This is a genomic window from Streptomyces sp. NPDC058279, from assembly GCF_042881255.1.
In the GTDB taxonomy this organism is placed as follows: Bacteria; Actinomycetota; Actinomycetes; order Streptomycetales; family Streptomycetaceae; genus Streptomyces.
In genome coordinates this window covers 1-14779 of record NZ_JBHVYA010000034.1, presented here as the reverse complement: position 1 = coordinate 14779, position 14779 = coordinate 1, and the positions used below count along the sequence as shown (strand labels likewise).

At 68.1% G+C, this 14779-nt stretch carries 14 protein-coding genes; 11 read left to right on the top strand and 3 right to left on the bottom strand.

Going from position 1 to position 14779, the window contains the following annotated elements:
* Nucleotides 1-412: 412 nt before the first annotated feature.
* Entirely contained in the window at nt 413-694 is a 282-nt protein-coding gene (locus tag ACFVXJ_RS30750) for a SpoIIE family protein phosphatase (protein WP_389666697.1), read from the bottom strand.
* Between the two features lie 673 nt (nt 695-1367).
* Here ACFVXJ_RS30750 and ACFVXJ_RS30745 point away from each other — a divergent pair.
* From ACFVXJ_RS30745 to ACFVXJ_RS30695, 11 genes are all read left to right on the top strand, one after another.
* On the top strand, nt 1368-1841 hold the full coding sequence (locus ACFVXJ_RS30745; RefSeq protein WP_389666695.1) for a DUF6573 family protein: 474 nt from the start codon (nt 1368-1370) through the stop codon (nt 1839-1841).
* A gap of 115 nt (nt 1842-1956) precedes the next feature.
* Nucleotides 1957-2760, top strand: coding sequence for a hypothetical protein (locus ACFVXJ_RS30740; protein ID WP_389666693.1), 804 nt, complete (start codon nt 1957-1959; stop codon nt 2758-2760).
* A gap of 148 nt (nt 2761-2908) precedes the next feature.
* Complete coding sequence (locus ACFVXJ_RS30735) at nt 2909-3274, top strand: hypothetical protein (RefSeq protein WP_389666691.1); 366 nt, start codon at nt 2909-2911, stop codon at nt 3272-3274.
* An 87-nt stretch (nt 3275-3361) separates the two neighbouring features.
* Complete coding sequence (locus tag ACFVXJ_RS30730) at nt 3362-3601, top strand: hypothetical protein (RefSeq protein WP_389666689.1); 240 nt, start codon at nt 3362-3364, stop codon at nt 3599-3601.
* A 204-nt stretch (nt 3602-3805) separates the two neighbouring features.
* Nucleotides 3806-5017 (top strand): hypothetical protein, encoded by a 1212-nt coding sequence (locus tag ACFVXJ_RS30725; RefSeq protein WP_389666687.1) that lies wholly within the window; start codon nt 3806-3808, stop codon nt 5015-5017.
* Between the two features lie 311 nt (nt 5018-5328).
* Nucleotides 5329-6930, top strand: a complete 1602-nt coding sequence (locus ACFVXJ_RS30720; protein ID WP_389666686.1) for a ParB N-terminal domain-containing protein — start codon at nt 5329-5331, stop codon at nt 6928-6930.
* 121 nt (nt 6931-7051) lie between these two features.
* Entirely contained in the window at nt 7052-7657 is a 606-nt protein-coding gene (locus ACFVXJ_RS30715; RefSeq protein WP_389666684.1) for a hypothetical protein, read from the top strand.
* Nucleotides 7658-7925: 268 nt separating this feature from the next.
* Nucleotides 7926-8468 carry a hypothetical protein gene (locus ACFVXJ_RS30710; protein ID WP_389666682.1) on the top strand — a complete coding sequence of 181 codons (543 nt, stop codon included), beginning with the start codon at nt 7926-7928 and terminating at the stop codon, nt 8466-8468.
* Between the two features lie 481 nt (nt 8469-8949).
* Complete coding sequence (locus ACFVXJ_RS30705) at nt 8950-9948, top strand: hypothetical protein (RefSeq protein WP_389666680.1); 999 nt, start codon at nt 8950-8952, stop codon at nt 9946-9948.
* Nucleotides 9949-10186: 238 nt separating this feature from the next.
* Nucleotides 10187-10567: a hypothetical protein gene (locus ACFVXJ_RS30700; protein WP_389666679.1), complete on the top strand. Its 381-nt coding sequence runs from the start codon at nt 10187-10189 to the stop codon at nt 10565-10567.
* Complete coding sequence (locus ACFVXJ_RS30695; RefSeq protein ID WP_389666677.1) at nt 10564-11346, top strand: hypothetical protein; 783 nt, start codon at nt 10564-10566, stop codon at nt 11344-11346. The genes ACFVXJ_RS30700 and ACFVXJ_RS30695 overlap by 4 nt, the downstream gene beginning before the upstream one ends.
* 273 nt (nt 11347-11619) lie before the next feature.
* Here the strand turns inward: ACFVXJ_RS30695 and ACFVXJ_RS30690 are convergent, their stop codons facing one another.
* A complete protein-coding gene (locus tag ACFVXJ_RS30690; RefSeq protein WP_389666676.1) occupies nt 11620-12027 on the bottom strand; it encodes a hypothetical protein in 408 nt (135 codons plus the stop codon).
* 177 nt (nt 12028-12204) lie between these two features.
* Nucleotides 12205-14556 (bottom strand): hypothetical protein, encoded by a 2352-nt coding sequence (locus ACFVXJ_RS30685; protein WP_389666674.1) that lies wholly within the window; start codon nt 14554-14556, stop codon nt 12205-12207.
* Nucleotides 14557-14779: the final 223 nt, after the last annotated feature.

The following is a 14779-nucleotide window of genomic DNA, read 5'->3' as shown; positions in this document are numbered from 1 at the left end:
CCAAGGCCGGCCCTTCGGGCCGGAGTCCTCCGCTGCGCTGCGGACTGTCCGGTCTTCGCTTCGCTGCACCCGGACAAGGGCCCGCTTCGCGGGCCAGGGCTCACGTGCTGCGCACGGGAGGTGACCCCGTTTCACAGGGTCCGGGCCTTCGGCCCGTTGGGGTGTCCGCTCCGCTCCCACCCTGGTCCTTTCGGCTTCGCCTTCAGGACTGGGCCCGCTTGCGCGGGCCTGGCCGGCAGCAACGGAGGGGGTGGGTTATCGAGTGCGGGATGCGAGGTCCCGCACTTCGAGCGAGGCAGGGTGCTTCATTCTATTGCTCGGATAGTCTCTGGAATTCTGGGCAGATGTGATGCACTGTGTAGCTTACCGGATTCCGGGCCAGTACCTCTGCGAGGCCAGGCTCGTACTCGGTTTACCTGTCAAGATCCGCCAGGAGGACCGTGGCGTTGTCGGCGCGGCTTCCTCCGTGCTCGATGGCGGTCGAGACCAAGGTTCGGGCCGCTCGCTGCGGTGAGCCTTCAAGGTGGTCTGCCAGGGTGAGTTGGGCGTCTTCGAGCGGCTCGTATGCCCCGTCACTGGCCATCAGGAGCCTACCGCTGTTCGGGACCGTGACCGAACCGATGGGGACGTGAAGCCCATCCAAGGCCGTCAGGCAGCCACACAACCCCGTGCCGCGCCCAGGCAGACGCTCCACTCCTCAAGCACCCGAGAACCGCCCTGGACGCCCCGTAGTCGGACGAACGGGAGCCGGCCGTCCCAAGGACGCCTGGAAACCGGACGGCCCGCAGAGAGGCCCCGGAGCAGCCGAGCCGAGAGCTAAGCAACACCAACCCAACGCACCCCAGAGCCAGTCACCCCAAACAACCGAACACCGCCACCACGAAGCCGAGCCCACCGACCAACCTCAGACCAGACCCAGCCAACCGAGAGCAACCCCAAAGCCGGCCCAAGCCACCTTTCCCCCAACCCCGCCTCCACACAACCATCCACCCACCCCAACACCCACAAAAAGAAAGTCCGGATGGTCACCACTCAGGAAAAGGTGCCTGACCAGCCAAAATGCACACCCGCCCCAAAAACCGCTTCCCTCGGGGCTTCCCCCTCCAAGCTCCCCCGAGGCGTCCCCCTCCAAGCTCCCCCGACGCTTCCCCCCACGCTTCCCCCATGTCCAGGCAGCAGATCGTCCCCGCGTACAAGGCCGGCAGCACCCCGACGACCGCCGGGACGAACCGCCTTCACCCGTTCGGACGGCAGCACCGCTAGACACGATCACCACCACTGTGGTTAAATAGAGATGTCGGAAAGGGGGAGGGCAAACCCCCTGACCGGCAGCCAAGTCCCCTTCACACTGAGGAGCCTCACGCCCCATGAACAACCCTCTCGCCCCCGGATCCAGCCCGGCCGATCACCCCCAGCCGGAGACCGTGTTCGGCACTCTGTTCGGTGTCCCCGTACCGGTTATCCATGCCTACACGCGGGCGCAGGCCATCGAGGATGGCGCGCTCGTGCAGGTTCCCGAGGACCTCGCGAAGGAAGCCGGCTTCCGGTTCCCCGTCGCGCTCACCGCCGCCGCGTGGGCGGACTGTGTCGCGTGGAGCGACGACGACAGCAAGGCCCAGACGCCGCAGGACGAGACCGGCCGACTCTGGGACGTGCTCCACATGACCCGCTTCGCCATCAAGACGGCCCGAAGGGCGACCGACGAAATCGCGGTCCACCTGTACCGGGTCCCGTGCGACGGGAAGACCGTCCGTGCGCTCCCGGTCAGCCTCACGTGCGTATGCGGTCCCGGTGACAGCGCCGAGCCGGTGCTGACGATCATGCAGCCCGACGAGAGCTAGCAGTCGACCTGGGCGCGGGTGCCGTACCGCCGGCACCCGCGCCCCCACGGCCTGTCAACCCCTGTGGCGGGAGAGCGCCCGCGCCCTGCCACGCCATGACCCAGAGGGACAAAGCATGCAAGCAATCGAGGCCGCCAGCCTTTACGAAGGCGCCGTCATCATCCTTGACGAAGTCCGCCCCGCCCGCGTGACCCAGATCGTCCGACAGGGACCGGGAGGCAAGATCGCCGTCACCCTGTCGACCGCTGATGACGGGCCCCTGTTGAGCGCCGTCGAGCTCTACCGGCCCGACGACACCGTGTGGCTGTCTTCCATCCCCTCCGTCCGCTGGAGCATCCTGCACAGTCACCGCGACCCGAAGACCGGTCAGGCCGCCCGTGGCACGCATGTCTCCGGCCCCATCGGGCCTGTCTACTGCGTCCGCGATCACTGGGCATACGAGGTCGACCACCAGGTGGTGACGCGGTTGATCGAACACCACACGGTCACCACGTACACCCCCATCTCCCTGGACCAGCTCCCCGGAAAGGGCCAGCCCACCCCGAAGCCGGCCAACCCGGGCGACGGTCGGTTCTACCGGCTCAACAAGATCGGCCCGAACGTCCTGCGGACCGGTGACGACGTGCGCCGGCTCCTCGCGAAGATCGCCGACGTACACGACCGCGAGCACGGCCGGCGCGACGAGCGCAACAACAGGCTTGCCCCGCTCTACCCGCCGCACGAGTGCTCCCGATGCGTATCAGGGCCCCACGACCTTGACCCCGTCGAGGTGACCATCACGCACACCGAGCGAGACATCCGGCTTTCCGATCTCCCCCAGGACTGGGATTACGCCCTTGGATACGCCATGGCGCATGCCCGGATCACCGCCGCCACCGACCGCGACAGCACCGAGGCCGGTGAATCCGTTGACCGTTGAGACAGACCCCGCCGAGCGCGGCGCAGCGTTGGTGATCATGTACACCCGTGCGGTAGTCGAGGGTCGACACGCTCCGGAGTCCGAAATCGGGTGGCCCTTGGCCGGGGGGAGCCTGCCCGATCCCCTTGGGGACGTGGTGCACGGGGCCGTGGTCGATGCCATCTGCGACGTGTTGCACGCGGGTGATGGGCACTATGGGGCACCGTCGATCATCGGTCACGCCTTCACCCTCTACGGCAGTGGGGACGGGGGCGCCCAAGCCCACGAGGTGACGGCCGACAGTCCTTGGAACTCTCTGGCCGCCTTGGGGGGAACTGTCGCCGCACTGCTCACAGCCGCCGGCAGGTTCTTCGACGTGGCCGACGATCTCGCCCGCCAGGCCCAAGAACGGTTCGCGACCGAGGCCGAGGAAGCCCGGTTCGAAGCGATGACCCGGGAGCGCGCCTACTGGGCGCCCCGCGCCGCCAGGCCCACCAGCCGCGTTCGGTTTTCGGGTGGCAGGCCCCGCGCCTGATGTCCCCCGGGGGTCCCGGAATGACCGGGGCCCCCGGGCCGGCGAAGGCCGACTTCATCTCATCCCGCCCCATTCCCCGGAGGAATCATGGACGAGGCACCCGCGTACACCGGCACCCACCCGGAGGGCCGGCCATTCACATGGGACGACATCCAGGCCGGTGATCTCGTACAGGTATGGGTCGGATCGTGGCCGCATGACACCGAGTTCGCCACCGTCAACGAGACGCGCGGCCGGCACGTGCAGGTGACGTTCGAGCGGTACGGCGGAACCCAGTGGATCAGCCAACGCCGCATCGCGTCGATGCTGCGCCCCATCTCCGCATAGTCGCCCGGCCGCCTTTGCTCGCGTGCCGGAGGCAGCCCACCGGCACGACCAGGCAAGGCGCAGGCAGCAGCGGTTCACTCGATTGGCCCGCAGAACACCTAGACACAATCAGCACTACTGTGGTTAAATAGAAGTGTCGGAAAGGGGGAGGGCAAACCCCCGGACCGACGGTCAAGACCCCCTTCACACAAGGAGTCCAAGCGTATGAACACCCCCGCGGAACTGTCATGCCCGCGTTACTACGGCGCCCACGACGCCACCCCGGTCACCGCCGACGATGTCTCGGCGTTCATCACGGCGACCACGCCCGGGAAGGTGCCGCCCATCATTCGGTACGCCCGCCAGGCGGACGTGCCGCTCACCCTGCACCCCTCCACCTGTGTCGGCCGCAACTACTTCGGCACTGCCGGTCTGCTGACCACCGAGTCGGATGCCGTCCCGGGCAGCGAGCCCATCCTCTCCGTGCTCCCTGAGAACTATCTGCCGGCCAACATCCGCACGGTGGACCATCTGCGTGCGCTCGCCGAGGAACGGGGCGTCACCGCCGAGGATGCCGGCGAGTTCGCGCGCTGGGTGATGGGTGGAAACCACTTCTACTCGGGCGACCACGCGTTCGCCTTCGACCTTTGGGCGAGCGAGCACCGGCAGCCGGCACCGTCGACGGCCGTCGACATCCCGTTCCTACCCGTCATCGTGACCCACCCGTTCGAGAACACCGACGGATTCGGGCCCCGCCGCACCCTTCCCGAGGGCACCGACCCCGGAGCGTTGCGGATCGTCCGCGCGAACGAGGTCGAGGCGGGGGACTGGTACCTGGGAGAGTGCGACGGCCGCACACCTTCCCGCCGATCCATGTGGGGCCGCCCCTACACCGCATGGGCCGCCCTGCCCGTTGTACGCGAGGCCGAAGGCACGGTGGCCATGGACGGCGAGACGTTCAACTGGAACGCCGACGAGTGGGTGATGATCATCCCCCGCCTGTACGTGCCCGGATCACGCTACGAAGCGGGTGACCGGGTGGAACGGTCGGTCGAGTACATCCCCGACGTCCACGACACGCGCAGTCGGGGCCGATCCCGCCAGGTGATCCAGCGCGGCACGGTCAAGACGGTAGACGACGAAGACGGAACGCTCACCGTCACATGGGACGGAGACTGGGGCACGTTCCGCACCCTGGCGACGATGATCCGGCGCGCCGACCCGACGACCGTTCACGCCGAGCGCCGGACGTTCGGTTTCGCCGTAGGGGACTACGTCCGGTCCACCAGCACGGGAGCCACCGGGGTGGCCGTCGAGCTGTGGCAACACTGGTACTCCGGCGATCACTGGGCGCGCGTCACCTGGCAGCCGCAGGCAGACGAACCCGCGCAGAGCCAGACCGTCAACGCGGCGCACCTCAGCCCCGCCCAGGGATAGACCGCCACCAGGCCCCCTGGACGGAAGCCGCCCAACCCGAAGACAACCAGTTCGGCCGCCGCCGGAGGAATTCGGAATTCGAGGGGTGCCTGGGCACAGCGATCCGGGCGCCCCTGCGCCCAGGCACCCGGTCCCGGCCACCGGCTACCGACTCCACATCAGGACCAGCCCGCCAGGGCAGTTCACCCGAATGACCCACAGAACACCCAGACACAATCCCCACTGTTGTGGTTAAATAAAAGCGTCGGAAAAGGGGAGGGCAAACCCCCGGACCGACAGTCAAGCCCCCTTCACACCGAGGAGCACCACCCATGCAGACCACCGTCAAGCCCCGCCCCGCCGGCCCCAACATGTCGACGGTCGACGTCGCCACTCTGCTCGCCGCGAACCCCCTCCCGTCGCTCGATGTCGCCGCCTTGACCGAGGACATCGCGACCCACGGCATCTTGGAGCCGCTGCACGTGGCGACGACCCAGGAAGGCACCCGACGGGTGATCGACGGGAGGCGTCGACTTGCCGCCGCCGTCGCGCTGGGCTTGACCGAGATCCCGGTCACCTACCGTCCGCTCGTGAGCGTGACCGCGCTCCGCGCCCACCCCGGCAACGTCCGTCAGGACCTGCGTCTCACCCCCGAGTTCACCGCCTCCATCAGCGTCGAAGGCGTACGGACGCCCCTGGTGGTGACCCGCACCGCAGATGGCGAACTTCGGGTGGTGGACGGTCACCGCCGGCTGGCCGCCGCCATCGACGCCAACGTGACCCACGTGCCGTACGTGTTCGAGGAGCGCGACGAGGCCGGACAGGTTCTCGACATGATCACCACCGCCCGCCACCGCGCCCCGCTCACCCGGAGCGAGGAGCAGTCGGCCCTGTTCGAGGCCGCATCGCTGGGCGCGGACGCCAAGCGGATCGCCGCCGCCGGCGCCACCACCCTCACGAAGGCACGCGAGGTCAAGAAGCTCGCGAAGTCGCCGGCCGTCCGGGCCGCCGCCTCACACTCCACGGCGAACAACACGGCCGACCTTGAGACGCTCGCCATGCTGGCCGAGCTGGAGAGCAGCGACCCGGAGGCCGCCGCCCAGGCACTCGCCGAGCTGGAGGCCAACCCGAACGGAAACCACCAGTGGATCATCCGCCGGACCCTCTCCGCGTCCAAGGCCCGCAAGGAGGCCGAGGCCCACCGCGCCGAGCTGGACAAGGCCGGAGCCACCGTCCGGACCGTATCCGAACTCCGCGAGAGCGCCATCCGCGTGCGGTCCCTGCCCGGGTTCACCGTTGAGAAGCACGCCACGTGCCAGGGCCACGTGTGGGCACTGGAGGACGGCGCAAACGTTTACACCGCCTACTGCACCAACCCGGCTCTGTACGGGCACAAGATGCCTGACACCGGCAAGGACAAGGGCAAGCCCACCGCCGAGGAGCGCCGTGCCGTCATCCAGGGCAACCGGGATTGGGACACCGGCACCGAGATGCGCTCCGAGTGGCTTGCCGCCCTGTTCGGCGCCGGCCGGCGCACCAAGGCCGTCACGGACCGGATGGCGGAGATCACCGCGACCGTACTCGTGTCCGGGGCGAGCGTGATCGTCCGTCGCGCGTCCCACCCCGCCACCCGCGCCCGGATCTGCGCGTGGATGGGACTGCCGCAGCACAGCAGCGAGAGCGCCCGCGCCGAGGCCGTGGCCAAGGCCCCCGCCAAGGCCCAGCTCTACGCGTTCGCGGCCATCGTGGCCGCGTACGAGCAGAACACCGACCGCATCGTGTGGCGCCACGCGTGCGGGGCGCGCACCGAGGCCGCCCAGTACCTGTCGTGGCTGGTCAGTCTCGGGTACAAGCCCACCCCGATCGAGAGCGCCGTCATCGACGGGAAGACGTACAAGCCCACCGCACCCGCCACCGGCAAGAAGAAGCGCTAGCCCGATAACCGCCGGCGGAGGGCAAACCGCCGGCACCGGCCCCGGGGGAGAGGGAGGGCAAACCCTCTCCCCCGGCCGACACAGCATCGGCACCGCCCCCCTTCACACACTGGAGACACCCGTGCACGTCACGCATGCCCTCCCCACCGGCCCCACCGACGCCCTGACCGGACTGGTCCTCTCCGGGCCACTCCGGTCGGTCACCGCCAACGGCGACGGTTCCTGGACGGTGGTGCCCGTAGCCGGCCCCGCGCTGCTGCTCACCGGGGCCGAGCAGATCAGCGCCTACGTCGAGCACGCCACCCACGGCACCGGCCCCCAGGCACTCGCCCCCGCCCGCGTCGTGCTCCCCGCCCTCCAGGTCGACGAGGACGAGACCGGCCACGGATGCGGGTGTGGTCGGGCCGCCGGGAGCGCGGCGACCGGCGAATACGCCGTCGATCTCATGCAGGCCCGCGCTGTCGCCCAGTTGCTTACGGCCGAGTTCCGGGTTCGCGCCGACGACGTATCCGTGAGCGTGGACGAGGCCGCCCAGGCCGCCGTGGTCCGAGTCCAGACCAGCCACGGTCTGTACGCGCTGCACATCCCCCCGCGCGGCGGACAGTTCAGCGTCCACCGCAACGGCCGCCGCGACGGCGTGATCGGCGCCCGCCGCATCCCCTCCACCAGCGACACCGGCATCACCCTCCAGTTCGGCGCCTACCTCCGCGACCGAGGCGCGCTGTAGGCCCCACAGGGCCGGATCAATTCCCGCGCGACCGGCCCCGAGTAGCCGTTCTGGCAGCCCTTGCCCCGGTCGTCCGAGCGGCCGGCCGCCGGACATCAACCGGGCTCACCACCAGCGGTGTTCACCCGAACGACCCACGGAACACCTAGACACAATCACCACCACTGTGGTTAAATAGAGATATCGGAAAGGGGAGGGCAAACCCCCGACCGACGGTCAGAACCCCTTCACACCGGGCAGCGCCCATCACGACACGAAGGAACCCGCCATGACCATCAACCTGACCAAGACCCTCCGGACCTACTTCGTCGTCGCGGACGACGAGTGCACGAACGTCCCCGGAGCGCACCACCCCGACTTCCGCCGCTTCCGCAACATCCTTCTGGTCGAGCCCGCGCCGACCGACCCCGAGGAGTACGCCGCCCGCGAAGACTGGATGCACGAAGGCGTGTGGGAATCGCAGTCCCCGATCCTGTTCCTGACCTACCACGCGGTCAGCGCCAAGCACGCCGTCCGTCTCGCCCGCCGCGCCTACGAGGCCGACCGGGCCCGCGAAGACGACGAGACCGGGCCAGCCGAGGAGACCACCCTCGACGCCCGGGGCGTCCCCCACCTGCTGCACGGCCCGTGCGGTGCCACGTTCCGACGGGTGCCTGTCATCAAGCAGCCGACCGGCGAGCACATGGGCTACACCCAGCAGTTCGGTCACCCCGCGTGCGGACGCCCCGGAATCGTCGTCCGGTTCGTCAAGGCCGCCCACAGCAACTACTACATCCCCGTCCGCCACTGCCCCGAGCACCAGCTCCGATAGACGCCCCGCGTCGCCGCCCCCAGGGGGGCGGCGACGCGGCCCGCCCGCTACGCGGGCGGGCCGGCCGTGGCCGGCCGGCCCGAAAACCCCCGGCCGCCCCCCGCGGTAATCCGCGACGGCCCACCGCGGTTCCACCGCCACCGCGCACCCAGTACGGACTACGCCCGGCAACCGTCACCCGGCGGCGGCAACAACTCCCGGTGCGCACCGCCCCGCGGCCCGCGTCCGGCGGTTCCCGCACGCATCCCGCGTCGTGCCACGACGATCCCAGGAGTTCCAGCGGCCACACCCGCGACTTCAACGAGGACACCCGCCGCCAGGCACGGACCGACCGCCTGTGTGCCTGCAGGCGCACCGGAGCCCGGACCAGCGCCGCGCGCCTCGACCACAACCCGTCGCTCCCGAATGCGCCCGGCCCCGAGCCCATCGGCCACGAAGCCGGCACCGCGAAGCCCATCCCCTGTCCAGAGGAGCCCCCGACATGAGCACCGACAGTCTCAATCCCCGCACCGAGCTATGCGTGATCTCCACCCACGCCCACGCCCTGGCGCTCCACCCGGCCACTCCCGACGCGCAGCGCACCATGTTGCTGGAAGTCGCCGACGAGGCCGGCTGGACCGCCCAGTACTGCCACCCCGGCGGCCCGTGGGAACCAACGAACCCCAAAGTCCGCATGATCCTGGCCGACGCCCGCGCCGAAGCGTCCAAGGCCGGTCTCCCGCCTCTGGACGCGACCGACACCGCCGCGTTCCTCCTGGACAGCGCTGTAACCCACCTGCGGAACTGCTGCCGCGCCGAGGCCGTCACCGCCGTCGAACTCACCGCCGCACCCTTCGGCCGGCACATCGAATGGAGTCCCATCACCCGCGTCCTCACCCACTACGCCGACGGCACAACCCGCGACAACATCAGCTACCCCGACATCAGGCTCGGCCAGTACCTCGGAGATCTCGCCGCCCTCCTACTCCCGAACATCGGCGACCGGCTGACGCTTCACATCGCCCCCGGACCGTCCCAGATGCCCCCGGGCTGGTTCGCCCAGGACCTGTCCTGCCTGTCCGGCCCCGAGTCCGCCCAGACCTTGGAGAACGCCGAGCAGGACGCGCCGGTAGTCGAGCCGATCCCCGAACCGGCCCCCGAGCCCGTCGCCCCAAACCCGAAGTGGACGTTCCCCGCCGAGGACGATCACACCGGGTGGGTGTGGCACCACGTCGATCGGAAGTATGTGGAGGGCACCGTCACCCGACTGCACTTCATCAACAACGGCGGCCGCTCCAAGCTCACCGTCCGCTTCCTCGACGGGACCCACAAGGGCATGGCGCCCACCCTCAACCGGGCCATCCACGCCGACCTGATCGAAGACGCCCACCGCATGTTCAAGGCCCGGCACGGCGCGCGCCGGAACTGGCCCGTACACACCGTGCTGGAACGCCCCGCCAGGGACGCCGCCGTCACCGACCCTCCGAGCACGGAAAGCTGACCGCCGTCACCCCCGGGCGCGGACCACCGCACCGCGCCCCGGGCCGGCCATTCCCACGCGGCCAGCCCGCAGCCGACGAGGCGCGACAACCCACCGCGGTTCCACCCCCCGCCGCGCACCCCCACAGCACCGCCCGCCCCCGCCCGCGCAGCGCCCCGCCGACCGGGAGCGGGGCAGCAACCCAGCAGCCCCGCTCGCGCCCTTCCCACCCCTGCACCCCGATGTCCGGAGTCCCGCTATGCCCAACACTCTCCACCAACCCGCCGCCTACCGACTCGTCCCCAGCCCCGACGGCCAATCCATCGTCGCGCAGGTCGTCCAAGGCCATCACTTCGACGGCGAGACCCTCGCCGCACGCCTCTACGAGTACTACGTCCACCGCCAGGACGACGGTGACGAACCTCCCGCCGAACTCACCATCGACGCCGTCATGCAGCACCTCGACGAACAGACCTGCACCGAAGGCCCGCACGCATCAGTGAACGAGCCGGCCGACGAAGCGGCCGGCTCATTCACCTGCCTAAGGGCCCGCGACCACGTCGAGCGCCTCTTCCCCTGCCTCGCGTGGAAGATCCAGGCCGACCAGCGGCACGCCACGACCGGGGAGCACCGGGCATGAGCGGCGACCCGACCCGTATGCCCGGCGACGTCGCCCAACCGGCACCCGCCGATCACCACGTCGTCCAGTTCAGCGGCGGAGTCGGATCCGCCCTGTCGGCCGTCCGCGTCCTCGAACAGTACGGGCCCCAGAACATGACGCTCCTGATCGCCGACACCCAGGTCGAAGACCCGGACTTGTGGAGGTTCAGCCGGGAATTCTCCGACCTGATCGCAGTCCCCCTCACGATCGTCGCGGACGGCCGAACGCCCTGGCAGTTGTTCCACGACGTGCGCTTCCTCGGCAATGACCGTCTCGCTCCCTGCACCCGGCACCTGAAACAGATTCCGTGCCGCACGTGGATGGAGGAGAACGCCCCGCCCGAGACGTCCGTCGCCTACATCGGCATCGAGCCCACAAAGAAGGACCGGCCCCGCGCCGCAGCCATCACCCACAACTGGGCACCCTGGCGCGTGGAGTACCCCCTCCTCGAGGGCCCCGACCGCACCAAAGCCGACCTCCTGGACGAACTGCGTTCCCTGGGCTTGCGGCCACCCCGCCTCTACGACCTCGGATTCGAACACAACAACTGCGGCGGCGCCTGCGTCCGAGCCGGCCAACGCCAATGGAAACGGCTACTCGCCACTTTCCCCGAACGCTACGCCCACGCAGAGCAACAAGAGGAAGCAATCCGCAGCCACCTGGACAAAGACGTGTCGATCCTCAAACGCCAACGCGGCGGCACCACCAGCCCCCTGACCCTGCGAGACCTACGCCACGAGGAACAAACCACCTGCTGACGACCGCCGCAGGCCCACCACCGGGATACCCCGGCCATGGGCCGGCCCCGCAGACCCTTAGAAGTCACGACGACGTCAGGTCGGAGGCGGCGTCCACGATTTCGGGCAGTCCGGCGCGGACCAGTTGCTGGTCGTCGGCGACCAGCACGCGGATCGTCATGGTCATCCCATTGACGGTGCGGCCATCACCTCCCGGTAGCCATGCCGACGCCAGCCGCCGCGAGGTCCGTCTTCACCTTAAGACCGGTGAGGGTCTGGTTGATCAGTCACACTTCACCGCGCCGGAACAGTGAAGTCGTAGGGGTTGTTGGACGGGATTGGATTCGTAGCAGGGTCGAGGGACCTGCAGATCAACCGAATGCTGGGGTGGAAACCATCACCCAGGGATGGAGAACCGAGCTGACCTGATTCGAGATCGACGATAAGCCCCTCTTTAAACACGAATGCAGTGGAATGAACGAAAGGAGAAGTGATCCACTCGGCGTGAGGGAAAGATTTGAGGAACTGCACCTCAATCGACCACTCGTCACCTTTCACCACGAGATCCAGGGGGGGGTGGTCGATATTGAGTTCATAGACCCCATCGGCGTTACTCGATCCAGCAATTATCACCCGTTGCAAGGGAAATGGGTCAGCGGTGTCCAAAACCACACGGAAGGGTCCGTACAGTGTCTCTGCCATAGGAACACACGACCTTACGAGTTCCCCTTATGGGAACTGTCTAGACCGACAGGTATTTCGACTCAGGATGCGGATGCGAGTGATGACGGTGGTTGAAGGCGGATGCGTCATGGCCTGGCCTACGGGGACCTCTGCGCCTGGTGGATCGCCAGAGCACTGACCGACACCATGCGACCGTCAGTGCGCCGTGACAGTGTCGGTCTGCAGGTCGGTACGTTCCCCGCTGCCGTCGTCGGCCGAGAGCGTGGCGACGAGCGTGACGCGGTACGTGCCGGCCTGGTCGGCGCGAAACTCGTGGCTGCCGGCCATTGGGATGGCGGCGGCGGGGACCACCACCCCGCTCGGAGAGCTGATCTCCAGGCGAAGCTTGGTTCCCGACGGGTTTCTCGCGCAGTCCCACGTCACGGCGACCGTGCCGCCCAGCGGGACCGTAGACGGCTCGACGCCGAACGTCCCGATGCGCGGTGTGACGACCTCCAGGCCCGTACGCCGGGTGAACTCGCTGCTGAAGCCGTCCAGCCGTCCGTTGTCTGTCACCCGGGCCAGGGCCTCGCGCCAGAAGCCGAGGTTGCCGCCGGGTTCCAGGACACTGTCTCCGAAGATGCGTTCCACCTCTGGCCGCTCGTAGTCGTTGCGTTGGCCCCAGTGCAGGATGGCGTTCATGTTCGGGTTACGGGCCAGGGCGACGGCGTAGTCGACTAGTTCCTGGCTGCCGCTGACGTCCCGCAGACAGGCCACCTCCACCGAACAGGTGCGGTCGAACTTCTGCATGCCGATCAGCGCGCCGGACCGCGCCGAGAATCGCAAGGACGCGTACCCCACGAACGCCTTGCCGCGGAATTCCTGCATCGTCTCGTAGGCGATCAGCGCGTCGACGAATGCGATCACCTTGTCGTCGAAGGCGTCGAAGAACACTTCGACGGAGTCGACATTTACGTTGCAGCTCACGTCCAGGTAGTCGTGGGAGTCCATCACCGCGTAGCTGATGGCGTCGAAGTCCTCGTTGCCCTGCTGGCTGGAGAACGCCTTGTTGGCGATTAGCTGCCAGGTGAAGACGCCTGCAGCTCGCCGCAGCGGGTTCGGGTCGTCGGGCGCCAGCAATTTGTTCTTGATGTCCTCCATTGCCTCGCCGAGCCTGGTGTCATCGTCAAAAGCGTCCAGAATCGCCGCGAGGACAGCGAGGATCAAAAATAGGGCGGGGATCAGGAGAAGGAGGCCGGCCCCGCCGGCGGCGGCGACGGTGGCTATGCCCACGCTCACCACCGCGCCGTTGCTCTTCACGAAGTTCTCAATCTCATGGATGGACTCTTCGATCACTCCTTTGAGGAAGCTCTTGTCTGCGCAGGCTTGTTCGAGCATCGAGGGTGCCTTCGCCTGCCCGGGATGGTCGGGGTCGGGAGTGTAGGCGTGAGTGGTGCCGGCGTTCGTGAAAAGCGGTGACTGGGTCCGCGGGTCGAAGCCCACGATGTTGCCAACTCGTTCCGCGTGCCCGGGTACGGCGGCGGTCAGCGGCACTTCCCAGCGCCTGGTGATGCCGACGCGGTTCAGGTGGAAACCATCGTGCGGGGTCAGGCAGACGGCGATCTGCAGGAACCGGGACGGGGCATGCTGCACGCCCGGTGGATCCGTGTAGAGCTCCCCTTCCGGGTCCTTGATCTGCTGCTTGATGTCCTGCCAGTCGGACAGCCGACGTCGTTCGTGCAGCGCGTATTGCGGTACGGCAATAAGCACGACCGAGTAGATGACGCCGAACCGGCCGGCCGACACCAGGACGGCGTTCAAGACGTTGTTGTCGCGGATGATCTCGAAATTGTCCGGCCCACCGAGTTCCTCGCCCCGGAACTGCAGGCTCATCAGGAAGTCGTCGGTGAGCGGTGGGGCGTCCCCGTTGACCCTCTCGATCCAGTAGTGCTTGCCGCCGTCAGTGACGAGGTGCAGGGCCATCACGGCATCGGCCAGCGGCGGGCGGTCCCAGTCCCCGCCGTGCGTTCCCGTACTCAGCGCTCCGACTACTGTCTGCGCGCCGGCGGAACCGAGCGTATGGAACGCCCAAGGGCCTCCGTACCCCGGGTCGTTGAACCGATGGTTCATTACGCCGGCCAGCGTCGTACTGTCGCCGACGTCGATGAGCTGGTCCATCTCCGCGTAGAGCTGGTAGATGCGTTTGCCCGCCTCGACATGGAAGAGATACGTCCGCCGCCCCCTCTGCTCGGCAACGTGTTTGGACTTGAGGAAGCCACTGTTAAGGCACCCGGGAATGACATTGTGCAGAGTCTGCGCCATGGCGACGTGGGCGTTGCGCGGATCGTTGGTCTCGATGAACGTGTCATCGCTGACAGCCGCCTGTGAAAGCGCCCAGTGGGAGCCCGCCGCCTTCAGCCGCCGATCAGGCGGGCGGTTCCGGCACAGCTCGATCAGTTCCGGCAGCGACTTCGGATAGCCGATGATGGGGGCCTTTGGGATATGAGCCGTCCTGGGGTCATCGTGCTTCCGCGTCCAGGGGCTGTTGAAGACCCTGTCCATACCCATCGCCGAGCCTCCTCCAGCCGCTCCTTCCATTGAAACCTTGGCTCGCCGTCGACGCATCTCGGTGCGGCAACCCGGTACGTGGAGGCTGCGGTATCGCCGTTGCTTCTCGACCTAGCCTCAATACAGGTCACTTAGACCGTGTCCTATGTGGTGAGGCGGACGAGTCGTTTGTAGCAGCAGAGGGCGGCGGCGAGGCCGAGAAAGGCCAGGTAGTTGCGGGGGT